The organism is Lentzea sp. CA-135723, assembly GCF_050936595.1.
Classification (GTDB): domain Bacteria; phylum Actinomycetota; class Actinomycetes; order Mycobacteriales; family Pseudonocardiaceae; genus Lentzea.
This window is the reverse complement of record NZ_JBNJMK010000001.1, coordinates 1,251,863-1,275,374: the sequence shown is the minus strand read 5'-3', so window position 1 is coordinate 1,275,374 and position 23,512 is coordinate 1,251,863. Positions and strand designations below refer to the sequence as shown.

At 70.8% G+C, this 23,512-nt stretch carries 27 protein-coding genes; 14 read left to right on the top strand and 13 right to left on the bottom strand.

The genetic code is table 11. The features are described from left to right. The first annotated feature begins 10 nt into the window (after window positions 1–10). From ACQEU1_RS05530 to ACQEU1_RS05510, 5 genes are all read left to right on the top strand, one after another. The gene (locus ACQEU1_RS05530) at window positions 11–1,885 is read left to right on the top strand and encodes a GH36-type glycosyl hydrolase domain-containing protein (protein WP_433196886.1); all 1,875 of its coding nucleotides are present in this window, start codon (window positions 11–13) and stop codon (window positions 1,883–1,885) included. Between the two features lie 62 nt (window positions 1,886–1,947). Further along, window positions 1,948–2,244: a hypothetical protein gene (locus tag ACQEU1_RS05525; RefSeq protein WP_433196884.1), complete on the top strand. Its 297-nt coding sequence runs from the start codon at window positions 1,948–1,950 to the stop codon at window positions 2,242–2,244. Between the two features lie 63 nt (window positions 2,245–2,307). Continuing rightward, window positions 2,308–3,708 (top strand): fatty acid desaturase, encoded by a 1,401-nt coding sequence (locus ACQEU1_RS05520; protein WP_433196882.1) that lies wholly within the window; start codon window positions 2,308–2,310, stop codon window positions 3,706–3,708. A gap of 10 nt (window positions 3,709–3,718) precedes the next feature. Next, window positions 3,719–4,321 carry a TetR family transcriptional regulator gene (locus ACQEU1_RS05515; protein WP_433196880.1) on the top strand — a complete coding sequence of 201 codons (603 nt, stop codon included), beginning with the start codon at window positions 3,719–3,721 and terminating at the stop codon, window positions 4,319–4,321. A gap of 23 nt (window positions 4,322–4,344) precedes the next feature. Next, window positions 4,345–5,271, top strand: coding sequence for an SDR family NAD(P)-dependent oxidoreductase (locus ACQEU1_RS05510; RefSeq protein WP_433196878.1), 927 nt, complete (start codon window positions 4,345–4,347; stop codon window positions 5,269–5,271). On the opposite strand, the gene ACQEU1_RS05505 is transcribed toward ACQEU1_RS05510, so the two are convergent. From ACQEU1_RS05505 to ACQEU1_RS05495, 3 genes are read right to left on the bottom strand one after another with little or no spacing between them, the layout of a single operon-like run. Further along, window positions 5,268–5,624: a 5-carboxymethyl-2-hydroxymuconate Delta-isomerase gene (locus tag ACQEU1_RS05505; protein WP_433196876.1), complete on the bottom strand. Its 357-nt coding sequence runs from the start codon at window positions 5,622–5,624 to the stop codon at window positions 5,268–5,270. The two genes, ACQEU1_RS05510 and ACQEU1_RS05505, sit on opposite strands and share 4 nt — an antisense overlap. A gap of 9 nt (window positions 5,625–5,633) precedes the next feature. Then, window positions 5,634–6,299: a GNAT family N-acetyltransferase gene (locus tag ACQEU1_RS05500; protein WP_433196874.1), complete on the bottom strand. Its 666-nt coding sequence runs from the start codon at window positions 6,297–6,299 to the stop codon at window positions 5,634–5,636. Further along, entirely contained in the window at window positions 6,296–6,799 is a 504-nt protein-coding gene (locus ACQEU1_RS05495) for a winged helix-turn-helix transcriptional regulator (RefSeq protein WP_433196872.1), read from the bottom strand. The genes ACQEU1_RS05500 and ACQEU1_RS05495 overlap by 4 nt, the downstream gene beginning before the upstream one ends. A 91-nt stretch (window positions 6,800–6,890) precedes the next feature. Here ACQEU1_RS05495 and ACQEU1_RS05490 point away from each other — a divergent pair, with 91 nt between their 5' ends. The 4 genes from ACQEU1_RS05490 (at window position 6,891) to ACQEU1_RS05475 (ending at window position 10,063) form a co-directional block, all read left to right on the top strand. Then, window positions 6,891–7,178, top strand: coding sequence for a putative quinol monooxygenase (locus tag ACQEU1_RS05490; RefSeq protein WP_433196870.1), 288 nt, complete (start codon window positions 6,891–6,893; stop codon window positions 7,176–7,178). Beyond that, a complete protein-coding gene (locus ACQEU1_RS05485) occupies window positions 7,175–7,669 on the top strand; it encodes a PaaI family thioesterase (RefSeq protein ID WP_433196868.1) in 495 nt (164 codons plus the stop codon). Before ACQEU1_RS05490 ends, ACQEU1_RS05485 begins: the two co-directional genes overlap by 4 nt. Next, the gene (locus tag ACQEU1_RS05480; RefSeq protein WP_433196866.1) at window positions 7,666–8,544 is read left to right on the top strand and encodes an NmrA family NAD(P)-binding protein; all 879 of its coding nucleotides are present in this window, start codon (window positions 7,666–7,668) and stop codon (window positions 8,542–8,544) included. Before ACQEU1_RS05485 ends, ACQEU1_RS05480 begins: the two co-directional genes overlap by 4 nt. Before the next feature lie 76 nt (window positions 8,545–8,620). Then, complete coding sequence (locus ACQEU1_RS05475; protein ID WP_433196864.1) at window positions 8,621–10,063, top strand: alpha/beta fold hydrolase; 1,443 nt, start codon at window positions 8,621–8,623, stop codon at window positions 10,061–10,063. Here the strand turns inward: ACQEU1_RS05475 and ACQEU1_RS05470 are convergent. Continuing rightward, the gene (locus tag ACQEU1_RS05470; protein ID WP_433196862.1) at window positions 10,053–10,799 is read right to left on the bottom strand and encodes an SDR family oxidoreductase; all 747 of its coding nucleotides are present in this window, start codon (window positions 10,797–10,799) and stop codon (window positions 10,053–10,055) included. The two genes, ACQEU1_RS05475 and ACQEU1_RS05470, sit on opposite strands and share 11 nt — an antisense overlap. A gap of 101 nt (window positions 10,800–10,900) precedes the next feature. On the opposite strand from ACQEU1_RS05470, the gene ACQEU1_RS05465 reads away from it, so the two are divergent. After that, complete coding sequence (locus tag ACQEU1_RS05465; RefSeq protein WP_433196860.1) at window positions 10,901–11,743, top strand: helix-turn-helix transcriptional regulator; 843 nt, start codon at window positions 10,901–10,903, stop codon at window positions 11,741–11,743. Here the strand turns inward: ACQEU1_RS05465 and ACQEU1_RS05460 are convergent. From ACQEU1_RS05460 to ACQEU1_RS05435, 6 genes are all read right to left on the bottom strand, one after another. Beyond that, window positions 11,730–12,206 (bottom strand): GNAT family N-acetyltransferase, encoded by a 477-nt coding sequence (locus ACQEU1_RS05460; protein WP_433196858.1) that lies wholly within the window; start codon window positions 12,204–12,206, stop codon window positions 11,730–11,732. The two genes, ACQEU1_RS05465 and ACQEU1_RS05460, sit on opposite strands and share 14 nt — an antisense overlap. Beyond that, window positions 12,203–13,225, bottom strand: a complete 1,023-nt coding sequence (locus ACQEU1_RS05455) for an alpha/beta hydrolase-fold protein (RefSeq protein WP_433196856.1) — start codon at window positions 13,223–13,225, stop codon at window positions 12,203–12,205. The genes ACQEU1_RS05460 and ACQEU1_RS05455 overlap by 4 nt, the downstream gene beginning before the upstream one ends. 17 nt (window positions 13,226–13,242) lie before the next feature. Next, window positions 13,243–14,841 (bottom strand): cellulase family glycosylhydrolase, encoded by a 1,599-nt coding sequence (locus ACQEU1_RS05450; RefSeq protein ID WP_433196854.1) that lies wholly within the window; start codon window positions 14,839–14,841, stop codon window positions 13,243–13,245. Between the two features lie 133 nt (window positions 14,842–14,974). Beyond that, complete coding sequence (locus tag ACQEU1_RS05445; RefSeq protein WP_433196852.1) at window positions 14,975–16,261, bottom strand: ABC transporter substrate-binding protein; 1,287 nt, start codon at window positions 16,259–16,261, stop codon at window positions 14,975–14,977. A 246-nt stretch (window positions 16,262–16,507) separates the two neighbouring features. After that, on the bottom strand, window positions 16,508–16,891 hold the full coding sequence (locus tag ACQEU1_RS05440; RefSeq protein WP_433196850.1) for a VOC family protein: 384 nt from the start codon (window positions 16,889–16,891) through the stop codon (window positions 16,508–16,510). Between the two features lie 49 nt (window positions 16,892–16,940). Next, on the bottom strand, window positions 16,941–17,543 hold the full coding sequence (locus ACQEU1_RS05435) for a TetR/AcrR family transcriptional regulator (protein WP_433196848.1): 603 nt from the start codon (window positions 17,541–17,543) through the stop codon (window positions 16,941–16,943). A 90-nt stretch (window positions 17,544–17,633) separates the two neighbouring features. Between ACQEU1_RS05435 and ACQEU1_RS05430 the strand changes: the two genes are divergently transcribed. Continuing rightward, window positions 17,634–18,416, top strand: a complete 783-nt coding sequence (locus ACQEU1_RS05430; RefSeq protein WP_433196846.1) for an MBL fold metallo-hydrolase — start codon at window positions 17,634–17,636, stop codon at window positions 18,414–18,416. Between the two features lie 4 nt (window positions 18,417–18,420). On the opposite strand, the gene ACQEU1_RS05425 is transcribed toward ACQEU1_RS05430, so the two are convergent. Continuing rightward, window positions 18,421–19,140 (bottom strand): ABC transporter permease, encoded by a 720-nt coding sequence (locus tag ACQEU1_RS05425; RefSeq protein WP_433196844.1) that lies wholly within the window; start codon window positions 19,138–19,140, stop codon window positions 18,421–18,423. A gap of 29 nt (window positions 19,141–19,169) precedes the next feature. Beyond that, window positions 19,170–20,051, bottom strand: a complete 882-nt coding sequence (locus tag ACQEU1_RS05420) for an ABC transporter ATP-binding protein (protein ID WP_433196842.1) — start codon at window positions 20,049–20,051, stop codon at window positions 19,170–19,172. A 135-nt stretch (window positions 20,052–20,186) separates the two neighbouring features. Between ACQEU1_RS05420 and ACQEU1_RS05415 the strand changes: the two genes are divergently transcribed. The 3 genes from ACQEU1_RS05415 to ACQEU1_RS05405 are packed head-to-tail and all read left to right on the top strand — an operon-like array spanning window position 20,187 to window position 22,573. Next, window positions 20,187–21,308, top strand: coding sequence for a sensor histidine kinase (locus ACQEU1_RS05415; RefSeq protein ID WP_433211337.1), 1,122 nt, complete (start codon window positions 20,187–20,189; stop codon window positions 21,306–21,308). Then, on the top strand, window positions 21,305–21,907 hold the full coding sequence (locus ACQEU1_RS05410; RefSeq protein WP_433196838.1) for a response regulator transcription factor: 603 nt from the start codon (window positions 21,305–21,307) through the stop codon (window positions 21,905–21,907). Before ACQEU1_RS05415 ends, ACQEU1_RS05410 begins: the two co-directional genes overlap by 4 nt. A gap of 12 nt (window positions 21,908–21,919) precedes the next feature. Beyond that, window positions 21,920–22,573, top strand: a complete 654-nt coding sequence (locus ACQEU1_RS05405) for a GOLPH3/VPS74 family protein (protein ID WP_433196836.1) — start codon at window positions 21,920–21,922, stop codon at window positions 22,571–22,573. A gap of 6 nt (window positions 22,574–22,579) precedes the next feature. Here ACQEU1_RS05405 and ACQEU1_RS05400 read toward each other — a convergent pair whose 3' ends face one another. Beyond that, entirely contained in the window at window positions 22,580–23,359 is a 780-nt protein-coding gene (locus ACQEU1_RS05400; protein WP_433196834.1) for a helix-turn-helix transcriptional regulator, read from the bottom strand. Window positions 23,360–23,512: the final 153 nt, after the last annotated feature.

Sequence of the window (23,512 nt, the reverse complement as noted above, 5' to 3'; positions counted from 1 at the left end):
GCTCAGCGACGTGAGCGCGTTCGGGGAGTGGACGACAGCCGAGGGCCTGCCTGCGTTCGACTACCGGGCAGGCCCGACGCCGTGGGACCCGATCATCGACCCGCCGTCGTCCACACACCGCGTGCACCTCGGCAACCGCCGCATCACCCTCGCGGCGGACACCGACGGGCTCCTCGGCCTCTGGGACGAGCACGTCGACGGCCGCTGGCTCGCCGAACGGACCGGAGGCGGGTTCGGCACACCGTTGTTCGGCCCGACCTTCGTGCGGTTCACCGGCGAGACCGTCGAACGCACCGTGCTGTGCCCGGAAGGCGACGTGCCGTGGGTGCTGATCAGGATCGACGTGACCGGCAGCGCCGACGTGACGGAGGAATGGATCGTCCGCCAGCGCGAGGTCAGCCTCGAGTTCGGACCCGTGCGCGGCGACGCTCCGCCGCACCTGGCGACCGTGGCGCTGGAGCACGTCGGCGGCACGCGCGTGGCAGCCACCGACGGGCCGCTGAAGATCACCACCACGGCCGCGCGAGGGAGCACCACATGGTTCCGGTTCGGCCTGCTGGACGGTCCTGTCGACCCGGAGTCCGTGTACGCCAACAGCTTCACGGCACTGCGCAAGCGGCTCCCCACCGGCAGGACCCCCGAGATCACCTGGCACGCGGCGCTGCTGACGGGCGGCGCGTGCGCTGACGGAGCGCTCGGCGGGCACACGCTCAACCAGGGGAGCGCGTACGCGTTCCGGCACGGTTTCAACGGCGCCGCAAGGGATCCGTTGCAGCACGCCCTGCCGTTGGTGCACTGCGAACCGGACCTCGCGTTGTCCGTGCTGCGCAACACCTGCGCGTGGGGAAGCCCGGACGGCGACCTCCCGTACGCACTCGACGGCCGCAAACAACCGTGGACGCAGGTCTTCCGCCCGTCCGACCTCAACCTGTGGTCCCTCTGGCTGGCCGCCGAGTACGCCGCCGCGACCGGCGACCTCGCGGCGTTCGACGAGCCCGTCCGCTACCACCCGAGCCACGACGCGGAACCCGTGCCGCTGGGCGAGAACCTGCGCCGCCAGTTCCGGTTCTTCATCGACGTCGTGGGCACCGGCGAGCACGGGCACGTCCGGATCCTCAACGCCGACTGGAACGACCTCGCCATCCGGGAGTCCGGAGTGGACAGAGAGGTGATGGTCGAACGCGGCGAGTCGGTGCTGAACTCGGCGATGGCCGCCTGGGTGCTGCCGGTGTACGCGGGTCTCGCCGACCGCCTGGGTGACACCGCGACCGCCGAGGAGGCACGCTCCCGCGCCGACGAACTCCGCGAACTCGTTGCCGCCGAATGGAACGGCCGCTGGTTCAGGCGCGCGTACGGCCCCGGCAGCGTCGTGGGTGAGCACGACCTGTGGCTCGAAGTGCAGCCGTGGGCGATCCTCAGTGGCGCCGCGACCCCAGACCAGGCACGTGCTCTGCTAGCCACGATCGACGAGACCTGCCGGGCGGGCTCACCGCTCGGCGCCCGTCACCGGTGGCCGATAGCCGAAGGCACACAAGGACAAGTGTGGTCGTCGGTCAACATGACCCTGATCTGGGCGGCCTCCCGGTACGACCCGGACCTGGCGTGGGACGAGTGGCACCGCATGACACTGCACGCGCACACGGCCGCGTATCCGGACGTGTGGACGGGAACGCTGTCCGGCCCGGACTGCTACCTCGCGCCGGAGAGCGACCGTCCCGGCGAGACGTGGGCGTTGCCCGAGGCGGGCATCGCGATGCAGGCGTACCCGATCGCCAACCTGCACAGCCACTCCCAGCCGTTGCTCGCCTACCTGCGGCTGCTCGGCGTCGAGCCACGACCGGACGGAACACTCAGCCGAGTACCTCGATCCGGTGAATGGGCGTGACGAAACGGGCCTCGGCGTGGTCTGCACCGGTGCAGGCCCCCGCACCAGCCCGAGGAGTTCCGTTGTCCAGCTGCCCCAGCCGAGTGGTCCCGTTGCGCACGCCGCTGTCCGAGGACCAGCGGCTGTTCCTCGTCGAGCAGACCGTGCTGTGCCACCCCGCCGTGCACAGCGTCGAGCTGACGCCCGGTGAGGAGATCCGCGCGGAGGTGGTCGTGTGGCGGGGGAGCTCTCCTGAACGGACCGCTCACGACCTCGGTGCCGCGCTCGACGCCGTGCTGGCGGACGTGCCGGTGTGCGTGACCGTCACGGCCATCGCGTACCGGCGCCGGTCGACCACACTCCTCGCGGTTTACAAATAGGCGGCTGTTGTCAAACGGGCTTTACGTGCCCTACCGTTCTGTCAACCTCCTGAGGAGTGTGGCATGAGCGACACGAAGGCAACGGTGCCCGTCGGCTCGACCGAGCAGTGGACGGACGGCAAGCGGTACCTGTGGCTGCTGGGACTGGTCGTGCCGTCCCTCGCGTTCCTGGCGATCGGGATGCACGCGGTCACGGGCTGGGGCGTGTGGTTCTGGATCGGCCCGATCGTGGTGCTGCTGATCGTCCCGGCGATCGACCTCTTCGCCGGGCTCGACCGCACCAACCCGCCCGACGACGTGCTCGAACGGCTGGAGAACGACCGCTACTACCGCTGGATCACGTACCTGTTCCTGCCGATCCAGTACGTCGGCTTCGTGTTCGCGTTCTGGCTGATCGCGCGCGGCGACCTGAGCGTCGTCGACAAGATCGGGCTCGCGGTGTCGATCGGGTGCATCGGCGGCATCGGCATCAACACCGCGCACGAGCTGGGGCACAAGAAGGAGAGCCACGAGCGGTGGCTGTCGAAGATCGCGCTGGCGCAGAGCTTCTACGGCCACTTCTACATCGAGCACAACCGCGGCCACCACGTGCGGGTCGCGACGCCGGAGGACCCGGCGAGCAGCAGGGTCGGCGAGAGCTTCTACCGGTTCTGGCCGCGCACGGTGTTCGGGTCGGTCAGGTCGGCCTGGCGGCTCGAGGTGAAGCGCTACGGGCGGCGCGACCGGCACCCGTACCGGCTGGGCAACGACGTGCTCAACGCGTGGCTGATGTCGGCGGTGCTGTGGGCGGCGATGATCGTGTGGCTCGGGCCGGGCATCGTGCCGTACCTGCTGGTCCAGGCCGTGATCGGCTTCTCGTTGCTCGAGGTCGTGAACTACATGGAGCACTACGGCATGCTGCGCCAGATGGTCGGCGCGCCGGGCCGCAGGCGTTATGAGCGGGTCGACCCCAGCCACAGCTGGAACTCCAACAACATCGCCACGAACGTCCTGCTCTACCACCTGCAACGGCACAGCGACCACCACGCGAACCCGACCCGCCGCTACCAGACGTTGCGCGACTTCGCGGAGTCGCCGGTGCTGCCGACCGGGTACGCGGGCATGATCCTGCTGGCCCTGGTGCCGCCGGTGTGGCGGCGCGTGATGGACCCGCGCGTGCGGGCGCACTTCGGCGGTGACATCGGCCGCGCCAACATCCAGCCTGGCCAGCGCGCGAAGGTCCTGGCCCGCTACGGCGGCACGGACTCCGCGGCTTCCTCGGCGGAGGACACGCGTGGCGACGCGACCGCCGGCGGCATGTGCCCTGGCTGCGGTTACGTCTACGACGAGAAGACGGGCGACCCGCGTGAGGGCTTCCCGGCTGGCACGCCGTGGGCCGACATCCCCGACACCTGGTGCTGCCCGGACTGCGGAGTCCGCGAGAAGATCGACTTCGTGGCGCCGGGCCGGGCGACGGCCGCCTAGGATCAGTCCCATGGCTTCTCCCGCGGCCGCCGGTCGCAGGCGCCCGATCATCGAGGCGGCGATCGAGATGACCGCCCGCGACGGCTGGGCCGCGGTCACCATGACGCGGCTCGCCGAGCAGGTCGGCGTCAGCAGGCAGACCGTCTACAACGAGATCGGCTCGAAGAACTCGCTCGCCGACGCGATGCTGGCGCACGAGCTCGACCGCTTCCTCACCGCGATCGGCGCCGCCTTCGACCGCCACCCCACCGACCTGGTCGAGGCGATCCACGACGTCGTCCGCGACGTCCTCGACCTCGCGCGCGGCAACCTGCTGGTGCGCGCCATCGCCTCCGCGACCCACGGCGCCGACACCGAACTGGTCCCGCTGCTCACCACGCACTCCGACACGCTGCTCGCCGACGTGAAGGCGATGCTGGCCGTGCGGGTCGGCTCCTACGACACGGGCCTGGGCGTCGAGCAGGTCGAGGTGCTGATCGACCTCATGACCCGCGCCGTCCTCAGCCACGTCGTCCAGCCGACCGGCACCCCGGCCACCACCGCGGACGGCCTGGCGTGGCTGGCGTCACGTGTGCTCGCCGCCCCGGCGAGGAAACCCCTGCGGTACAGCTGACTTCGATGCGAGGAGACACAGCGGTGAGCGCACTGCTCGGCGTGCTCGACACGGTCGCGGACCGGCTGGTGGTCCCCGGCTACTCGAGGTGGGGCCTCCTGCTCCGCCGCCGAGGCTGGCACGACCTCCCGTCGTTGCGGGGCAAGCGGGCCATCGTGACGGGCGCCGCCTCCGGCATCGGCAAGGCCACCGCACTGGGCCTCGCCCGCCTGGGTGCCGACGTGGTCCTGGTGGTGCGCGACGAACTGAAGGGCGCGGCAGCCCGAGCCGACATCCTCGCCGCAGTCCCCGACGCCACCGTCCAGGTCCGCCACTGCGACCTGTCGAGCCTGGCCTCCGTGCGCGAGTTCGCGTCGTCACTGGAGTTCGACCGCGTGGACGTCCTGGTGCACAACGCCGGCGTCCTGCCGTCCCGCCGCACCGAGACCCCGGACGGCCACGAGCTGACGTTCGCCACGCACGTGGCCGGCCCACTCCTGCTGACCGACCTGCTCCGCCCGAAGCTGAGCGGGGGCCGCGTCATATTCGTGTCGTCCGGTGGCATGTACACCCAACGCCTGCAGGTCGACGACCCGGAATACCGCACCGGCACCTACAAGGGCGCGACCGCCTACGCCCGCACGAAACGCATGCAGGTCACCCTGGCGCCGCTGCTGACGTCCCGCTACGCCCAGGACGACATCGCGGTCCACGCCATGCACCCTGGCTGGGCCGACACACCGGGCGTCGCGACCTCGCTGCCGGGCTTCCACCGCGTCACGAAGACGTTCCTGCGCACCCCGGAAGAAGGCGCCGACACGATCCTGTGGCTGGCCGCGACGACCCAGCCGGCCGGACGCTTCTGGCACGACCGCCGCGAGCGCCCGACCCACCTGCTGCCCACCACGCGCGACGAGGACGTGGTCGCGTTCTGGCAGTACTGCGCGAGCGCGGCCGGGATCCTGCCCTAGAGAACGACCTTCTGGTACTGCTCGCGGTCCATGTCGTAGACCTCCAGGGTCACCTGCGTGGGCAAGCCTTCGACGGGCTTGAGGTGGTCGCGCGCCAGCTCGATGCTCACCCGCCCGACCTCCTGCTTGAGCTCCACGGACCGCCCCGTCAGCAGCCCGACCCGGACGTGGATCATCGCCGCCGGCGACCCGTCGCCGATCACGGACTCCTCGATCTGCCGGAACCGCGTCTTGAACGCCACGACCTCCGCGCTCACCAGCGGTCCGACCGTGCGGTGCAGGGCGAGGGCGAAGGCGCGGCGGTCGAAGGCCTCGCTCAGTTCGGCGGAGTACTCGACGGTGATCTGTGGCATGCGCCCACGCTACCGGCGGCCGTCGTGATCGAGAACGAGGAACTCGGTGCTGAGGCGCTGCTCGAAGCCGAGGCGTTCGTACAGGCGGACCGCGCCGGTGTTGGACGCGAGCACGTGCAGGAACGGCGTCTCGCCGCGAGCGCGGATGCCGTCGGCCACGGCCAGCAGCAGGCGGGTGCCCAGGGCCTGGCCGCGCGCGTCCGGGTGGGTGCAGACGGCGCTGATCTCGGTGTACCCCGGTACGTGCAGCCGTTCGCCCGCCATCGCGACCAGCCGGCCTTCGCGGCGGACGCCCAGGTAGGTGCCCATCTCGATGGTGCGCGGCAGGAACGGGCCCGGCTTCGTGAGGTCGGCCAGCGCGATCATCTCGGGGACGTCGGCGGCGGTCAGGACGACGGCTTCCGGTTCCGGTGCCGTCTTGAGGTCGGGGGCGACGAACTGCAGCAGGGGCAGGCGGGTGGTGACCTGCCAGCCGGGTGGCGGGGTGTGGCCGGTGACGACGGCGTGCGGGGACAGGGTGGCGAGGTCCTGCCAGTCGGTGTCGGTGGGGTCGGACGGCAGGGCGGTGAACGGGGACATGTCCGGCGGGTAGCGCAGGGCGTTGCCCTTGGACTCGGCGAAGTGGGCGTGCGGGCCGGTGAGGGCCGCGTGGGTGGCGTTGTCCAAGGGGTTCACGTGAGGGGCTCCAACAGGCGGCGGGGCTGGGTGATGAGGGCCGACACCGGGTCGAGGTCGGTGTCGAAGACGGTGTAGCCGGGGCCCGGTTCGACGGTGGTCTGCGCTATCGGGACCACGCCGCCGCACACGTCGCAGCGGTTCTGGGGGTCCAGCACACCGTTGTCGGCCTCGTGGCGGAACGTGCGCTTCGCGCCGCCGGGGGAGTAGTGGGCGTCGCCCCAGGTCATCATCGCGCGCAGCACCGGCCAGAGCCGCAGGCCCTTGGCGGTGAGGCGGTACTCGCCGTCCACGTGGGACAGGACGTCCTCCTGCACCAGGAACTTCAGGCGGTTGGTCAGGACGGCGCGGGGGATGCCGAGCTGGGTGGCGAAGTCGCCGAAGCGGCTCACGCCGAAGAAGGCGTCGCGGACGATCAGCAACGTCCAGCGTTCGCCCACGATCTCCAGCGCACGCGCCAGTGAGCAGTTGCGGTCCGCGTAGGTGCTGGGCAGTGCCATGGGTTCCACTGTAGTTCATTCACTGAACTGCCGTGCTACGGTTCGTCTAGTTCAGTGAATGAACTCCCCGAGCGCCCGAAAGGCAGCCGCCATGTACCAGTTCCTGGTGTCGTTCACCGTTCAGCCGGACCATCGCGAGGACTTCGTGAAGGTCGCGCGCCGGACCGCCGAGGACTCGCTCGCGAACGAGCCCGGCTCGCTGCGGTTCGAGGTCATCGCGGACGAGGAGAACCCGGACCTCTTCTACCTCAACGAGGTCTACGCCGACGTCGAGGCTTTCCAGGCCCACGCGGGCGGGCCGTACTTCGGCGCGTTCTTCGCCGAGGCCAGTGCGTACGCTGAGGGCCCGACCTGGCTGATGAAGGGCACCGCGGCATGACGGACCGCACGAGAACGGTCACGTGGTCCGATCCGAGGCAGACCGCTCTGCAAGCGGGGGAGCGGGCCGGGCTGGACTTCCTGAAAGCCGTTGCCGCGGGCGAACTCCCGGCGCCGCCGATCGCCGAGCTGCTCGGCATGCGGCTCGTGTCGGTGGACAGCGGCTCGGTGGCGTTCACGCTGGACCCGGCCGAGTTCCACTACAACCCGATCGGCTCGGTGCACGGCGGCGTCTACGCGACGCTGCTGGACTCGGCGGCGGGGTGCGCGGTGCACTCGACGTTGCCGGCCGGCACCGGCTACACCAGCCTCGACCTCGCCGTGCGGTTCGTCCGTCCGATCACGACGGACACGGGCACGGTCACCTGCGTCGGAACCGTTGTGCACCAGGGGAGGCGGACCGTCATCGCGGAGGCCCGGCTGGTGGACGGCGCTGGCAGGCTGCTGGCGACGGCCACGAGCACGTGCCTGATCCAGGAGGCGAAGAGTTGATCCTCGTCACGGGGGCCACCGGACGGCACGGCGGCACCGGCGCACACCTGGTGCGACGGCTGCGGGAAGAGGGCAGGGACGTCCGCGTTCTCGCCCGCACCCGCAGCGAACGCACCGAGGAACTGGCGGCGGCGGGAGTGGAGGTGGTGCTGGGTGACCTCCAGGACCGGCGCGGCATCGTGCCCGCGCTCGACGGCGTCGACCAGGCCTACTTCACGTACCCGATCGACGCCGGCGTGATCCCGGCGGCGGCCAACTTCGCCGCCGCCGCAAGGGGAACCGGCGTCCGCGTGGTCGTGATGTCGATGGGACCGGCGCACCCCGCCCACCCCAGCCGGCGCGGCCGCGACCAGTGGCTGGCCGAGGAGATCCTCCAGTGGGCCGGGCTGGACGTGCTCGTGCTGCGGATCGCGGCCGCGTTCCACGAGAACGTCCCGGCGCTGCACGGGAGGTCCGTCGAGCAGGAAGGCGTGATCCGCAACTGCTTCGGTGACGGCAAGGTCGCCTGGATCAACGGCCGGGACGCGGCGGAGCTCGCCGCGGCAGCGCTCCTGCACCCCGAACGGTTCGCGGGTCCGATCTGCTACCCGCAGGGCGCGGAGGAGCTGAGCCATCACGAGATCGCCCGGATCCTGGCCGAACGGCACGGCAAGCCCGTCCGCTTCGAACCTGTGACGCCGGAGCAGTGGCGTCGGGAGCTGGTCGAACTGTCCACAGTGGAGGGCGTGGTCAACGCCGACATGGCGGGCCACATCACCGAGGTCGCGGCACGGGTCGCCCAGCACGGCTCGACGATGGCCGCGGACGCGCAGGCGCTCCAGGCCCTGATCGGCCGGGAGCCGCTGACGTTCCGCGAGTACGTGCGCCTCATCTGATCAGCTGGCACAAGGGGTGCACGGCTCATTCGTTCGCATGATCCGCACACCCCTGCCCGCTGCCTACCTTCGAACCATGTCGAAGGCACTGAACGTCGTGGGGCGGTGCGCGGCCGTGGTCGTGCTCGCCGTCCCGATCGTCACCGCGGCACCCGCGCAGGCGTCCACTCCGGACTGGCAGCCGTGCCGCGAGGTCCAGGAGCACTGGGACCCGCAGGACACCCGCTCGGAATGCGCCACGCTGAGGGTGCCGCTCGACCACGCCCGCCCGCACGGCCGTCAGATCGACCTCGCCATCAGCCGCATCAAGGCCACTGACCAGCGCAAACGGCGTGGTGTGCTGCTGATGAACCCCGGCGGGCCCGGCAACCAGGGCATCGACATGCCGTCCCTGGTGCTGAAGACGAGGTTCGCCGACCTCAACACCGACCACGACCTCATCGGCTTCGACCCGCGCGGGGTCGGGTCGAGCGGCGGCGTCGAGTGCGACGCCACCCAGGAGGATGGTCCGGAGCCGGACCCGGAGGCGAGCCCGGAGGAGCGGTTCCGGCAGGACTACGCCCGCAACGCCCGCACCAACGCCCGTTGCGCCGGCTACGACCGCGAACTGCTGGCGAACCTCTCCACCAGGGCCGTCGCCGACGACATGGATCTGATCCGCGCCGCCCTGGGCGAGCGGAAGATCAGCTTCTTCGGCATCTCCTGGGGCACCGCGCTCGGCGCCGTCTACCGCAGCCACCACGACCACCGCGTCGACCGCATGCTGCTCGACTCGGTCATGCCCGCCGACTTCACGCTGGAGACCATGAACCTCGGCTCGGCCGCCGCCAAGCAGGCCAACTACGAGGTGCTGGCAGGCTGGCTCGCCGAACGAGACGAGACGTTCCGTCTCGGCAAGTCCTCCGGCCAGGTGACGAAGGCGATCACCGCGCTGGTCGCGAAGCTCGACGCGAAGCCCGTCACGGTCACGGTCGACGGCAAGCCGCGCACCTGCACCGGCGGGAACGTCCGCTCGTTGCTCACCTACAAGCGCACCGCCTGGCCGCAGGTCGCCGAGTCGATCGTCGCCCTGCGCGACGGCGGAACCCCACCGCTGACCGGCCAGGAACCCGATCTGGAGGGCTTCGGCCTCACCCCGGTCTGGTACGGCGGCCTGCTGATGCAACGTGCCGTCGTCTGCAACGACCAGGGCAGGGCACCGGACGCCGACCAGGCGTGGCGCCAGGAGCAGGACCGCGCCACCAGGTACCCGTTCTTCCGCAACGGCGCCGGCTACGGCAACTGGTGCGCGGGCTGGCCGCTGCCCGCCACGCCTTGGCAGCTGAAGCGCGCGACCAGCCCGTTGCAGCTCGTCGGCCACCGCTACGAGACCGTCACGCCGCACATCTGGGCCGAGCAGATGCGCGAGCGCGTCGGCGGCGCGCTGCTGACCGTGGACGACAGCACGCACGGCTCGCTGTGGGTCGTCGACCGCGCGGACGAGGCTGTGCGGTTCCTCCGCACGGGTCTCAGCCGTTGAGCGCGGCGACGACCTGGTCGTAGTCGCCGCGAGCCTCGCCGTAGCGCAGGAACTTCACCCGCTCGACCTGGATCTCGTGGGCGTCCGGCTGGTTCTCGATGATGGTCATGACCTCGGCGACGTACTCGTCCAGCGGCATGGCGTGCTCGTTCTCCGCGTGACCGGGCATGAGGTCGGTCTGCACGGCCGGCGGCTCCAGTTCCAGGACCTCCACGGACGTGTCCGCGAGCTGGAGCCGCAGGGACTCGCTGAGCATGTGGATCGCGGCCTTGGACGAGTTGTAGCTCGGCGTGATCCTGAGCGGGGTGAAGGCGAGTCCGGACGAGACGGTCATGATCGTGGCGGCGGGCAGCGTCTGGAAGTGCTCGACGAACGCGGCGATCAGGCGGATCGGGCCGAGGACGTTGGTCGTCACGGTGCTCTCGGCGGACGCCAGGAACGACTCGGGGCGGTGCCAGTCCTCTGCCCGCATGACGCCCGCCATGGTGATCAGCACGTTGGTCGACGGGAAGCGCGCGAGGACGTCCTTCGAGGCCTCCTCGATGCTCGCGGGGTCGGCCGTGTCGATCCGGACGGTCTCGACACCGGGGTGCTCGGCCGCGATCCGGTCGAGCAGTTCGGTGCGCCGGCCGCCCACGACCACGGTGTTGCCGCGCTCCCGCAGGGCGAGGGCGAGCGCCAGACCGATGCCGCTGGTGGCGCCGGGGATGAAGACGGTGTTTCCGGTGATGTCCATGGCACTGAGCTTCGGACGATCGCCGAACCCGCGGCAGAGAGCCCTTGTCGGGGGATCGGCGATCCCTGGTTCAGCACCCGAACCCCCGGATACTGGAGCACATGGACCGTGAGGAGCTCGCCGCCTTCCTGCGCCGCCGCCGCGAGGAGCTGAGGCCAGAGGACGTCGGCCTGCCGGTGGGCGCGCGCCGGCGGGCACCGGGCCTGCGCCGCGAGGAGGTCGCCGCGCTCGCCGCGATGTCCACCGACTACTACACGCGCCTGGAACAGCAACGCGGCCCGCAGCCCAGCGAACAGATGCTCGCCGCGCTCGCCCGCGCGCTGCGGCTGACCGACGACGAACGCGACTACCTGTTCCGCGTCTCCGGCCGCAACGCCCCGTCGCCGCAGGTCACCGCCACGCACGTCGCGCCCGCGTTGCAACGGGTGCTGGACCGCCTCGACGACACGCCCGCCCTGATCCTGTCGAACCTCGGCGAGGTCCTCGTGCAGAACCGGTTCGCCGAGGCGCTCTACGGCGACTCGTCCCGCTTCACCGGCCACGCCCGCAGCGGCGTCTACCGCTGGTTCACCGATCCGGACGAACGCCTGATCTACCCCGAGCACGACCGCGACCGGCAGAGCCGCACCCAGGTCGCGAACCTGCGCGCCGCCTACGCCTCGACGGGCCCGAAGTCCCGCGCCGGCGAGCTGGTCCGCGTGCTGCGCAGGGAGAGCGCGGAGTTCGCCGAGCTCTGGGAACGGCACGAGGTCTCCAAGCGGTACGAGGACCACAAGGTGCTGATCCACCCGCAGCTCGGGGAGATCGAGGTGGACTGCCAGGCGTTGTTCACCGAGGACCAGTCGCAGGCGTTGCTGGTGCTGACGGCGCCGCCGCGCTCGGAGGCGTTCGACAAGATCCAGCTGCTCGGGGTGCTGGGCACGGAGAAGTTCAGCTCAGCCTGAGGATCGTCTCCTCGATCTCGGTCCCGCGCGCCGAGGCGAACCCGGTGTCCGTGCCGACGACCTCGAACCCGGCCTTCAGCAGCACGCGCTTCGAGCCCTCGTTGTCGGTGGCGCACCGGCCGTAGATCGGCCGGACGGTGACCTCCTCCAGCAGCAACGCGAGCGCCCGCCCGGCCACGCCCTGGCCCCACACCGAACGGTCCACCCAGTACGTGACCTCGGTGTCGCCCTCGATCACGAAGGCCGCGATCGACCCCACCACGCGGCCGTCGGCCACGATCACGCGGTTCGTGGTCTCCGGGTTCGCGAGGTTGCGGCGGGTGTGGGCGTCGAACGCCGCGCGGTCGTCCGGGTCCTTCGCGGTGAACGCGGCCATCGCCACCGACTCGGGGTCTCTCATGAACTCGAACAGTGCGTCGAAGTCGGCTTCCCCGACCGGGCGCAACGTCACGTCGTGGATCATCGGGCGAGCCTGTCCGCCAGCCACGCCAGGGACAGCGGATAGCGGTAGTCGATTCCGCCGTGGCCCGCGTCGAACAGTTCGAAGTGGACCCGCTCGTCCGGCAGACCGGCCGCGGCGATCTCCCGGCGGAACGCCTCGGCGCCCAGGTCGAGGTAGTACTCGTCGCGCGTGCCCGCGTCGATCCACACGGCCCGCAACGACCGGATCGCGTCCGCGTGCCCGGCCACCATCCGCACCGGGTCCCAGTCGAGCCACCGTTGCCACAGCTCGGGAATCGGCGCGCCGGTCACCGGGTCGAACGGCAGCCGCGGCGTGCCGTCGTCGTCGGCCGAGAAGCACGCCGCCACGCCGAGGACGCCGAGCAGGTCCATGTCCGCGGGACGGGTGAACGCGGGCCGCGAGCGGAAGTCCTCCCACCACCGCTGGACGTCGTGGTCGTAGCCGCGCAACGATCGCGCCGCCTTGCCGAAGTCCGCGAGGTAGCAGAACTCGTAGAGCGAGTCGCCCGCGTGCGTGGCCAGCGCGCCGAACAGGTCGGGCCGCAGCATCGGCGTGATCATCGCGCCGAACCCGCCCGACGACTTGCCCGCGATCGCCCGCGACTCCCGGTCGGGGATCGTCCGGTAGTGCGCGTCCACCCACGGCACCACCTCGTCGCACAGGTACGAGTGGTAGCGGCCGGTGCCGGGGGAGTCGACGAACTGCGAGCCGCCGTACGACGTCCACGCGTCGACGTACACGACCACGCAGCCCGGCGCTCCCTCGGCGAACACCGCGTCAGCCGTCTCCAGGAACGGCTGGCGGAACGGCGCCCGGTTCTCCCACATGGACAGGTGCCCGGTGTAGCCCTGGATCACGTACACGGCCGGGTACCGCTCGGCGCTCCCGTCGTAGCCCGGTGGCACGTACACCCACAGCGGACGTTCGTGAGGATCGCCGAGCGGGTTCCCGCGCAGCAGTTCGGAGGAGATCGTGTGCCGGTCGAGCCGACCGGCCAGGGGTGCGTCCCAGGGCAGCATGATCCCCAGTCAACACCTCATGTGGTGCAGGCCGCCTGGTTGAGCGTGACCGCGGAGGGCATGCCCGCCGCGCCATTGGCGGTGAAGCCCAGCGACACCGACGCTCCGGCGCCCAGGGAAGGGCTGTAGGCCGGCGCCGTCACCGTGACCGTCGTGCCGGACTGGGTGAAGGTGCCGTTCCAGCCGCTCGCCACGGTCGCCCCACTGGGCAGGGTGAACACGACCTTCCACGGGTTCGCGGCGTTCGTCGCCGTGTTGGTGACGGTCAGCGCGCCCTGGAAGCCGCCCTGCCAGGAGTTGTCGAGCTTCCAGGCGGACTTGCAGGCGCCGGTGCCGCCACCGGACGTGGTGGTGGTCGTCGTGGTCGTGGGGCTGGGGCCGCCGCCGGTGGGCGGGATCAGGTACGGCTGCAGGATGGCCTGCTTGGCCTGGTTGACGGTGGTCCAGTCGTCCCCGACGATGCCGCCGGTGTCACCGCTGTTGGGGTTCCACGACCAGTACGTGAACGAGATGCCGTTGACGCCCGTGCCGGTGTAGGCCATGAGGTTCTCGAGCCACACCTTGTCGACCGGGTTGGCCAGGGTCGTGCCGAACTCGCCCATCATCAGCGGCGCGATGTTCTGCCGGTGCAGGTAACCCCAGTACTTGTCCCAGATCGCCGGCATGTTCGCCGGGTAGTCGGGTGCGCTGAACCACGGCTGGTTGTAGACCGAGGTGGCGTACTCGTGCGGCGAGTAGACGAGGCGGTTCGGCACGGACAGGCGCACCGGGAACTGGCCGGCCTTCGACAGGTTGCCGCCCCACCAGCCGCAGTCCTCGTCGTTGGACGGGTCGCCGTCCCACACGTTCGACAGGCCGCCGCTCGGGCAGCTCACACCCTCGACGAAGATCAGCCAGTTCGGCTGCACGGCCAGGATCGCGTTGCCGGCGCGCTCGGCGGCCAGGCGCCAGTCGCGGGCGGTGTCGCCGCAACCCCAGCACGACCCGGTCGCGGCCGGGTTGGTGCCCTCGGCGTGCGGCTCGTTGTGCAGGTCGGCGCCGATGACCGTGGTGTTGCCCGCGTAGCGCTGGGCGAGCATCTTCCAGTCGTTGATCCACGTGGTCTCCGGCACGCCCGCCGTGTACCAGAGGGCGCTCTGGCCCGCGCTGGTCGGCCGGTGGCGGTCGAGGATCACGCGCATGCCCTTCTGACCCGAGTAGTCGATCACCTTGTCGAGGATCTGCAACGGCGACAGCCCCACCAGGTCGGGGTTGGTGTAGTCGTTGATCCCGGTGGCCTTGGCGTCGGGCTTCAGGGCGTCGTTGGAGAACGGCACGCGCAGCGTGTTGTAGCCCAGCTGGGCCATCTGGTCGAGCTGCTGGCGCCACGTGCGGCTGGACCACAGGCCGTGGAAGGTCTTGTTGTCGGTCTCCATGCCGAACCAGTTGATGCCCGTCAGCCGGACCGTCGCGTTCGTGCTGTCGAGGATCTTGTTCCCGCTGGTGTGCAGGTACCCGGTGCCCGTGCCGCCCGCCGCGAGCGCGGAGGAGTGGCCCGCCGCGCCCAGCACGACCACCCCGCTCACCGCCACCACGGCCGCGATCACCGCGCCCACAACCCTGTGCCGCCGTTTCATCTGGTCTCCTTGTCGACTCGCACTCCCGACCTCGGATTCTGGGAGCGCTCCCAGAATCCGAGCGGTGACGGCGGTGGTCAACTCGGCGGCCGGATCTCGGTCCACTTTCGACGGTCGATTCGACTCGAACCGGTCATTCGGCGGCTTTCTTCGCCTCCTTGACCGCGGTGTTCCAGGCGTCGGCCGGGTTCTTGCCCTGCTCGACCGACTGCAGGGCGGGGCCGAACGCGGTCTCCTGGATCTGCCCGTCGGCAGGCCCCTTGTACTGCGCCGCCTTGACCTTCTGCACCTGCGCGGCGAACAGCGCGCCGGCCTTCACGTTGTCGAAGTAGGTGTTGACCTGCTCCAGCAGTGCCCTGTTCTCCAGGGCGTCGACCTGGCTGGGGAAGGTCCCCCTGGCCCGGAACGCCTTGATCTGCTGCTCGGGGGCCGTGAGCCAGGCCGCGAGCTCCGCCGCCTTGCCGGGGTTCCTGCTCTGCTTCGGCACGGTCAGGTAGGAGCCGCCCCAGTTGCCGCCGCCGTCCGGGAACGCGTCGGTGACGGCCCACTTCCCGGCGTTCTCCGGCCCCGCCTGGGCCTCGATGACGCCGAGCATCCACGACGGGCACGTCTTCGTGGCGAACCTGCCCAGCTTGAACCCGGTGTTCCACTCGTTGCTGAAGGCGGTCAGCTTCGCCGACTGCCCTCGCGCCACGGCGTTCGTGACGGCGGTCCAGTCGTACCTGATGTCCTGGTTGGACTCGACGACGAGCGTGTCGGAGGTGTCGAAGTAGCCGACGTCGTGCTGGTTGTGCATGGCGTTGAAGATCTGCGCCGCGCTGTCGAACCAGGCGACGCCGGAGACCGCGGCCACGAACCTGTCGCCCGCCGCGAAGTAGCTGTCCCAGCTGGAGAACAGGCGCTTGACCTCGTCGGGATCGGACGGCAGCCCTGCCTCGGCGAAGAGGTCCTTCCGGTAGCACATGGCGAGCGGGCCGATGTCCGTGCCGTAGCCGATCAGCCTGCCGTCCCTCGTCGTGGCGGCGTCGGCCTTCCACTTGAGCCAGCGGTCCGGCGTGACCTCGTGCGGGCCGACGTCCAGCAGGTCGTGGAACTGGTCCGACTTCGCCATGACCTGGCTGAGGTAGCCCTCCTCGACCGCCTCGACGTCGGCGAGCCCGGATCCCGCGCCGAGCTTCGTGAACAGGTTCTGGTGGTGCGGAGCGCCCTGGCCCGTCTTGCGCTGGACGATCTCGACGTCCGGGTGGGCCGCCTCGTACTCGGCGAACAGGTCCTCGTAGCCGAACTCGTTGAACGTGGCGATGGTCAGTTGGGTCCTGCCATCGGCGGTCCGGTTCGCGGATCTGCCCGCGCCGCAGGAAGCGACGGCGACGGACAGGACGACCCAGACCACCGCTGTGACCCAGCGGTGGGAACGCACGGAAGAACTCCTCGGGCGACGGCGGCGGATCCTGGGAGCGTTCCCAGGTTGCGGGAGTGTGAATTCCGCGCGGAAAAGTGTCAAGTGTCACCGCTCGCCGGGTGAGCTGAGGCGTTCTAGTCGTTAGGCAGCAAAGAGAACAGCGTCAACGCTGGTGAGTCGCGACCTTCGATGAGGGGTGGCCGAGATGGGAACGCTCCCAGAAATCGGCCGATTTCAAGGCCGGTGTAGGCGCCGCGGCACCGTTCAGGCGACGCAGAACTCGTTGCCCTCGGGGTCGAGCATCACGACGTGCCCGAGCACGTCGCCGTCCTGTTCCTCGCGCACGGCCGTGGCCCCGGCGGCGACCAGTTCGGTCACCTTGGCGCGGATCAGGTGCTCGCGCTCGACCATGTCCCACGGACCTTGGCCCGCGACCCGGATGTCGATGTGCATCCGGTTCTTCGAGGACTTGCCCTCGGGCACGCGGAGGAACCCGATCGCGGGACCGCGGCCGTCCGGGTCGACGATGGAGGCGCCGTCGGGGAAGTCGTAGCCGGCCTCCTCGACGTAGCCGAGCGCCGTCGCCCAGAACGCCGCCAGTGCACGTGGGTCGGCCGCGTCGCAGCCGAGCGTCCAGTGGGAAGCCATGCCCGGCAGGCTACCGGCGCACGGCTTCGGGTGCTGGGGAAACCGGACCTCAGGCCTGCACGAGCGCCCGTTCCATCGCACGGCGGGCGTGGGTCGCGGCCGACGGGTCCTGCTGCAGCTGCACGGCCGAGTTGAGCGCGAAGCCCGCGGCCAGGATCTCGAAGAGCGCCTGGCCGACGTCGAACGGCCGGGGGAGCTCGCCGCCCTCCACGGCGGCGTCGAGTTCGGCGCGGAGCTGGTCCTGCCAGCCGGACCACGCCTCGACGACGGCGTCGCGGACCGCGCCCGGCCGTCCGTCGTACTCGCTGAGCGCCGCCGTCAGCAGGCAGCCGCCGGGCAGCAGCGGTTCGGTCAGGTACCGCACGGAGTTGTCGCACAGCACGCGCAGGCGGCGCAGGCCGGACGGCTCGGCGAGGGCGGGCTCCACGTGCAGGCGCCAGAAGTCGACGAACGCCTTGTCCACAGTGGAGATCTGCAGCGACTCCTTGGTGCCGAAGTGCTTGTGCACCCCGGACTTGCTCATCTCCAGCTCCTCGGCGAGCCGGCCGATGGTGATGCCCTCGAGGCCTTCTTCCGAGGCGATCTCGGCGGCGCGGGTGAGGATCCGCGCTCGGGTCAGGAGCGCCTCGGCGGCGGAACGGCGCGGCGACATGGGACGAGAATAGCGTACGAGCGTTCGATATTGATTTGGAGAACGCTCGTACGCTAAATTCCGCCGAAACCACCGACGGAGGAGTGCGGGATGCGGGTGCGACGACTGGGCTGGGCGGGCGTGGAGGTCGAGGCGGCGGGCAGGAGGCTGCTGATCGACTACGTGCAGGACCTCTCGCCGCTGTTCACGGGCTGGAAGGCGGGCGTCGGGGTGGCGGCGGCGAGCGGTGAGGCCACGGCGGCGCTGGTCACGCACCTGCACCGCGACCACACGGACGCGGCGGCGCTCGCGAGCGTGCTGCCGCCGGGCGCGCCGGTGCTGCGGCCCGCTCGCGGTCACGGCGACGACGTGGACAACGTGGCGACGTTGCTGAGCGAGCGCGAGATCGTGGACCACCGGCTCGCGGCCGAGGTCGTGGACACCTGGTCCACCAGGGAGTTCGGGCCTTTCCGGGTCACCGCCGTGCCGTCGGCCGACGGGCTGGGCGACCCGCAGCTGAACTGGGTGGTCGAGGCGGACGGGCAGCGGATCTTCCACGGCGGCGACACGCTGTTCCACGGCTGGTGGTGGCTCGTGGCCCGGCGGTTCAGCCCGTTCGACGCGGTGTTCGTGCCGGCCAACGGCGCGGTCGTCGACGCGCCGCACCTCCAGCCTCCGAGCCCGGTCACCGCCGCGATGGACCCGTTCCAGGCGGCCGCGGCGGCCAACATCCTCGGCGCCCGGCACGCGGTGCCCATCCACTACGAGACGGAGCAGCCGTTCAAGATCCCCGGCTACGTCGAGGTGGCCGATCCCGAGCGGGAGTTCCGCGAGCACGCGGGCGAACGCGCCCACGTGCTCGCGGTGGGGGAGTGGCTCGACCTGGCGGCGTGAGCCGTCACCGGCGCGGTTCCCAGCGGAACATCCGCGAGGCGGCCACCGCCGCCACGACCACCCAGGCGAGCGTCGGGAGCAGCAGGACCAGCGAGTCCGCGACCGGAACGCCGCCGGTCCACGCGTTCACGACCAGCTCGGTCGCCGCTCCGCCCGGCAGCAGCCGCTTGAGCAGCGTCAGCTCGCCGGTCCCGGTGATCCCGACCCAGCTCGCGGCGGCGATCACGCCGAGGCTGACGGGCAACGTCGTGACCTGCGCGTGTTCCGGCGAGTTCGTCAGCCCCGCGGTGGCCAGGGCGAGGCCGACCATCATCAGCACGGTCGTGACGACCGCGAGCGCCAGCAACGCGAGGTTGTCCGGTGTGGTGGTGACCGCGGCGAGCACGGCCATGATCGCCACGACCTGCACCAGCGCCACCGCGGTGGCGGGCAGCACGAGCCCGGCGAGGATGCCCGCGTCGCTCGCGGCGGTGGAGCGCAGCCGCTTGAGGAACAGGTTCTGGCGGCGGGAGGCCAGCGTCGTGACCGAGCTCGCGTACAGGCCGAACGCGCAGACCGTGAACATCACGATCGCCGCGATGTAACCCAGGCTGCCGAGCTGGGAGAAGACCTCGTGCTGGTAGATGAAGAACGCGCTGACGGCGATGGGCATGACGAAGCTCGTGACCAGCACCGACCGGTTGCGGAAGAGCTGGGCGAGTTCGCTGAGGAAGATCGGGAGCACTGCAGTGTCCTTTCCGGACTGAACGGGGATCAGGAACCGATGGCGCGGAAGACGTCGTCGAGGCGCGTGGGTCCTGCTTCCAGGTCGCGCAGCTCGACGGCGTTGTCCTCGGCCCAGCGCAGCAACGCCGACATCGCCTTCTGGAGCTCGAACGTCTCGACGAGGTACCGGCCGTCCGCCTCGCGGGTGGCGTCGAGCGGCAGCACGGGCGCTCCCGTGCCGACGCCGAACCGGATCACCGACGGCAACGTCCTGGTCAGCTCGGCGACGGTGCCCTCGCGGTGGAACCGGCCGCGGTGCATGAGCCCGATGCGGTCGGCGTGCTGCTGCGCCTCTTCGAGGTAGTGCGTGGTCAGCACGACGGTCGTGCCCGCCTCGCGCATCCGGTCCACTGTGGACCACAGGTCGTCGCGGGACTGGATGTCGAGGCCGGTCGTGGGCTCGTCCAGGAACACCAGCTCGGGCGTGCCGTACACGGCCGTGGCGAAGTCGAGGCGCCGCTTCTCGCCGCCGGACAGCTGCGAGACCCGCGTGTCCGCCTTGCGGGTGAGGTCGACGACGTCGAGCACGCGGGCGACCTCGTCGGTGCGCCGGGTGAGCGAACCGACCAGCCGCACGGACTCCGCGACCGTCAGGTCCGGCGTGAACCCGCTGTCCTGCAACATGATCCCCATCCGCGGGCGCACGGCGGCACGGTCTGCCGGCGAGTGCCCGAAGACCCGCACGGTGCCGCTGGTGGCCGCGCGATGCCCCTCGACGGTCTCCAGCGTCGAGGTCTTGCCCGCGCCGTTCGTGCCCAGCAACGCGTAGAGCTCACCGCGCCGCACGTGGAACGACAGGTCCTGCACGGCGTGGAAGTCGCCGTAGACGACGTTCAGCTTGTCCACTTCGATGACGGGTGTGGTCGACATGCCGTTGATTCCACCGGCCGCGACGATCCGGCGGCAGTGTCACCACGTCATCACCCGGCCATGACATTTGTGCCCCGAAGGCATGACGTGGCGTCACTGGTGGCGTCCCGCGACCGGGGAAATACTGGGCAGGTGATGACGCCCGTACCGCCCAGCTACGCCTCCTCCGCGCGGGGACGGATGAGCAGGCTGAACATCACCACGCAGCTCGCCGTGATCATCCCGGTCGGGACGGCGCTGGTCGTGTTCGACTCCCAGACCTGGTGGGAGGCCGCCGTCCTGGTCGTGGGCGTGCTGACGTCCATTGTGGCCGTTGTGCGCTGGGCGAGGGACGACATCCACGTTCACGCGTTGCCGTTGCTGGGAACCAGTGCGGCCGTGTGGGTCTTCGGCGCGCTGGTCAGCGGTAGCGCCACGGCGTTCTACAGCATCACGGTCGTGGGCCCGCTCATCGTGCCGCAGATGCGCCGCCACCGGATCGCGGCGGCCGCGGGGCTCGTCGCGTTCGTCGCGGTGGCGGGCGCGTCGAGGTTCCTGGTGTCGCAGGGGAACGCGCTCGCGATCGCGTTCGAGTTCGTGCTGGTCCCCACGGCCGTCATCGTGGTGACGCTCGGGTTCATGTTCGCCAACGACGCCTTCTACCGCGTCCTGGCTGAGCTGGACGAGGCGCGCGAGCACGAGCGGGAGCTGGCCGTCGCACGGGAACGCATCCGCTTCGCGAGCGAGCTGCACGACATCCAGGGCCACACGCTGCACGTGGTGAAGCTCAAGACCGCGCTGGCCGAGAAGCTGGTGCGCCGCGACGCGGACCGCGCGGAGGAGGAACTGCGGGAGATCCACGCCCTCGTCGGCGACACGATCCGGCAGACCAAGGAACTCGCCTACGCGCAACGGCGGCTCAACCTCGCCGGCGAACTGGAGAACGCGAAGAACCTGTTCGAAGCGGCGGGAATCCGCGTGCGGATCGTGCGCACGGCGGCCGTCGGCGACGCGGCGGGCGAACTGCTGGGCCAGGTCCTGCGCGAGACGACCACCAACATCCTCCGCCACGCCCAGGCCGCGCAGGTGCGGATCACGCTCTCCGAGTCCGCGATCACGATCGTCAACGACGGCGCGTCCGGCGACGACCGGCCGGACCTGCGCGGACTCTCCACGCTGAGGGACCGCCTGGCCGGCTTCGGCGGCGAACTGACGGCGACCAGGGCGGACGGCGAGTTCACCACGGCCGCGACCCTCCCGGCGGGGGTGGCGCGATGACGACCGTGGTGCTGGCCGACGACGAAGCCCTGCTGCGCAAGGCGATGGCGGCGCTGCTGCCGATGGAGGGCGACATCACCGTCCTGGCCGAGGCCGAGGACGGCGCCCAGGCCGTCACCGCCACCCTCGAACACCGCCCGGACGTCCTGGTGATCGACCTGGAGATGCCCACCATGGACGGCCTGGACGCCGTCGCCGAGATCCGCCGTGCCCTGCCGTCCCAGGTGGTGCTGATGCTGACCAGGCACGCCCGCCCCGGCGTTCTGCGCAAGGCCCTCAAACTCGGCGTGCAGGGCTTCGTCAGCAAGTCGGCCGACCCCGCCCACATCACGACGGTGATCGCGGCACTGCACGGCGGCAGGCGCTGGATCGACCCGGACGTCTCCGCACTGGCCGTGGCCGACGACTGCCCGCTCACCGACCGCGAGGTCGACGTCCTGCGCGTGACCGCCCAGGGCTACTCGGTCGCCGACATCGCCCGCAAGCTGCACCTGGCCGAGGGCACGGTCCGCAACTACCTGTCGAACGCGATGCAGAAGACCCAGACCAAGACCCGTCACGAAGCCGCCCGCTACGCACGTGAACACGACTGGCTCTAGAGAGGAACGCGCATGCTGATCGTCGAGGACCTCGCCCTGCTGCTGATGGACGACGAGTCCGGCACCCCGGCCGCCGCCGGCACGCTCTACCCCACGATGGGCGGCGCCGTCCTGGTCGAGCTCGCCCTCGCCGGCCTGGTCGACGTCGAGGACAGGAAGGTCGTCGCGACCGGCGAGGCGCCCGACGACCCGCTGCTGCGGGCCGGCTACGACAAGGTCACCGAGAAGCCCAGGTCCGTGGACTCGCTGCTGCCGAGGATCGGCGCCGACACGTGGTCCGCGGTGGTGGACCGGCTCGTGGAACGCGGCCTGATCGCCAGGGAGAAGAAGCGGGTGCTCGGCGTGTTCCGGATGAACACGCTCCCGGCCACCGACGCCACGCACGAGCAGGAGGTCCGCCAACGCATCCGCGCGGTGCTGGTAGACGGCGAGACCCCGGACCCGCGCACCGCCGCGCTGACCGCACTGCTGTCCGCGAGCGGCGCCCTCCCGGTCCTGCGGCCGCCGCTCGCGTGGTCGGGCGAGGTCAGCAAGCGGGCGAAGGAGCTGGAGCGGGGCAACTGGGGCGCGGAGGCGGTGAGCGCCGCGGTGACCAGGACGGCGGCGGGGATCGCCGCGTCGACCGCGGCGGTCACGGCCGCCGTGGTGGTCACGACCGTGACCTGACAGCCGTCACGCGCCGTGCACCAGCCGGACCGAGGCCGAGCCCAGCAGCGCGAGCTGGTCGGCGGCCTCGGTGCCGGCGTCCGGGTGGTAGACGACGAGCATGATCCCGTCGGTCCCGCTGACGAGGTACTTCTCCCGGTTGAGCGTGAGTTCGCCGAGCTGTGGGTGCAGGAACCGGACGGTGGCGCTCATCCGCGGGCGGACGTCGTGACGGGCCCACAGGCGTTGGAAGAGCGGGCTCGCCAGGGTGAGCTCGCCGACGAGCTCGATGAACCTCGGGTCGTCGGTGGCCGTGCCCGCGGCCTGGCGGAACCCGGCGATCAGGTACGCGGCGGCCATCTCCCAGTCGGGGAACATCTCCTGTTCCTCGGGGTCGAGGAACACGTCGCGCAGCCGGTTCGCGCCGGGGGTGAGCCGCGGTGAGAGGGCGGTCGCCAGCGGGTTCGCGGCGAGGACGTCGAGGTAGCGGCCCTCGACGAACGCCGGGAACGGCAGTATCGCGAGCAGCTTGGCCGTGCCAGTGGGCACGACCTCGCGGCGGGCACGGCGGCGTCGGCGGGGTTTGTCGGCGGCGAGACCGAGCAGGTGCTCCCGCGTGTCGTCGTCCAGGCGCAGCACGTCCGCCAGCGACTCCAGGACCTGCACCGACGGGTGGCGGTCGCGGCCGCGTTCGAGCCGCAGGTAGTAGTCGGCGCTGATGCCCGCGAGCATCGCCACCTCCTCGCGGCGCAGCCCTGCAACCCGCCGCACCCCGTGCACCGGGATGCCCGCCTGCTCGGGCGTCACGAGCTCCGTCGCGCCCGCAGGAACTCGCCGAGCAGGTTCGGATCGTCGGTCATGCCACCACGGTAGGACGGCGGGCCGGTGCGTGAGGGGTCCTGTCACTCCCCAGGCCGCAAGGGGCCCTGGCAGTGCGGCACGTTCGGGCGAAACATCGTC

Excerpts from the sequence above, each read along its gene's own strand:
- ACQEU1_RS05485 (WP_433196868.1), top strand. The coding sequence starts at position 7,175 with ATGACGGACCGCACGAGAACGGTCACGTGGTCCGATCCGAGGCAGACC.
- ACQEU1_RS05465 (WP_433196860.1), top strand. The coding sequence starts at position 10,901 with ATGGACCGTGAGGAGCTCGCCGCCTTCCTGCGCCGCCGCCGCGAGGAG.
- ACQEU1_RS05520 (WP_433196882.1), top strand. The coding sequence starts at position 2,308 with ATGAGCGACACGAAGGCAACGGTGCCCGTCGGCTCGACCGAGCAGTGG.
- ACQEU1_RS05475 (WP_433196864.1), top strand. The coding sequence starts at position 8,621 with ATGTCGAAGGCACTGAACGTCGTGGGGCGGTGCGCGGCCGTGGTCGTG.
- ACQEU1_RS05455 (WP_433196856.1), bottom strand. The coding sequence starts at position 13,225 with ATGCTGCCCTGGGACGCACCCCTGGCCGGTCGGCTCGACCGGCACACG.
- ACQEU1_RS05440 (WP_433196850.1), bottom strand. The coding sequence starts at position 16,891 with ATGGCTTCCCACTGGACGCTCGGCTGCGACGCGGCCGACCCACGTGCA.
- ACQEU1_RS05460 (WP_433196858.1), bottom strand. The coding sequence starts at position 12,206 with ATGATCCACGACGTGACGTTGCGCCCGGTCGGGGAAGCCGACTTCGAC.
- ACQEU1_RS05405 (WP_433196836.1), top strand. The coding sequence starts at position 21,920 with ATGCTGATCGTCGAGGACCTCGCCCTGCTGCTGATGGACGACGAGTCC.
- ACQEU1_RS05505 (WP_433196876.1), bottom strand. The coding sequence starts at position 5,624 with ATGCCACAGATCACCGTCGAGTACTCCGCCGAACTGAGCGAGGCCTTC.
- ACQEU1_RS05410 (WP_433196838.1), top strand. The coding sequence starts at position 21,305 with ATGACGACCGTGGTGCTGGCCGACGACGAAGCCCTGCTGCGCAAGGCG.
- ACQEU1_RS05415 (WP_433211337.1), top strand. The coding sequence starts at position 20,187 with ATGACGCCCGTACCGCCCAGCTACGCCTCCTCCGCGCGGGGACGGATG.
- ACQEU1_RS05470 (WP_433196862.1), bottom strand. The coding sequence starts at position 10,799 with ATGGACATCACCGGAAACACCGTCTTCATCCCCGGCGCCACCAGCGGC.
- ACQEU1_RS05490 (WP_433196870.1), top strand. The coding sequence starts at position 6,891 with ATGTACCAGTTCCTGGTGTCGTTCACCGTTCAGCCGGACCATCGCGAG.
- ACQEU1_RS05495 (WP_433196872.1), bottom strand. The coding sequence starts at position 6,799 with ATGGCACTGCCCAGCACCTACGCGGACCGCAACTGCTCACTGGCGCGT.
- ACQEU1_RS05430 (WP_433196846.1), top strand. The coding sequence starts at position 17,634 with ATGCGGGTGCGACGACTGGGCTGGGCGGGCGTGGAGGTCGAGGCGGCG.
- ACQEU1_RS05450 (WP_433196854.1), bottom strand. The coding sequence starts at position 14,841 with ATGAAACGGCGGCACAGGGTTGTGGGCGCGGTGATCGCGGCCGTGGTG.
- ACQEU1_RS05435 (WP_433196848.1), bottom strand. The coding sequence starts at position 17,543 with ATGTCGCCGCGCCGTTCCGCCGCCGAGGCGCTCCTGACCCGAGCGCGG.
- ACQEU1_RS05515 (WP_433196880.1), top strand. The coding sequence starts at position 3,719 with ATGGCTTCTCCCGCGGCCGCCGGTCGCAGGCGCCCGATCATCGAGGCG.
- ACQEU1_RS05420 (WP_433196842.1), bottom strand. The coding sequence starts at position 20,051 with ATGTCGACCACACCCGTCATCGAAGTGGACAAGCTGAACGTCGTCTAC.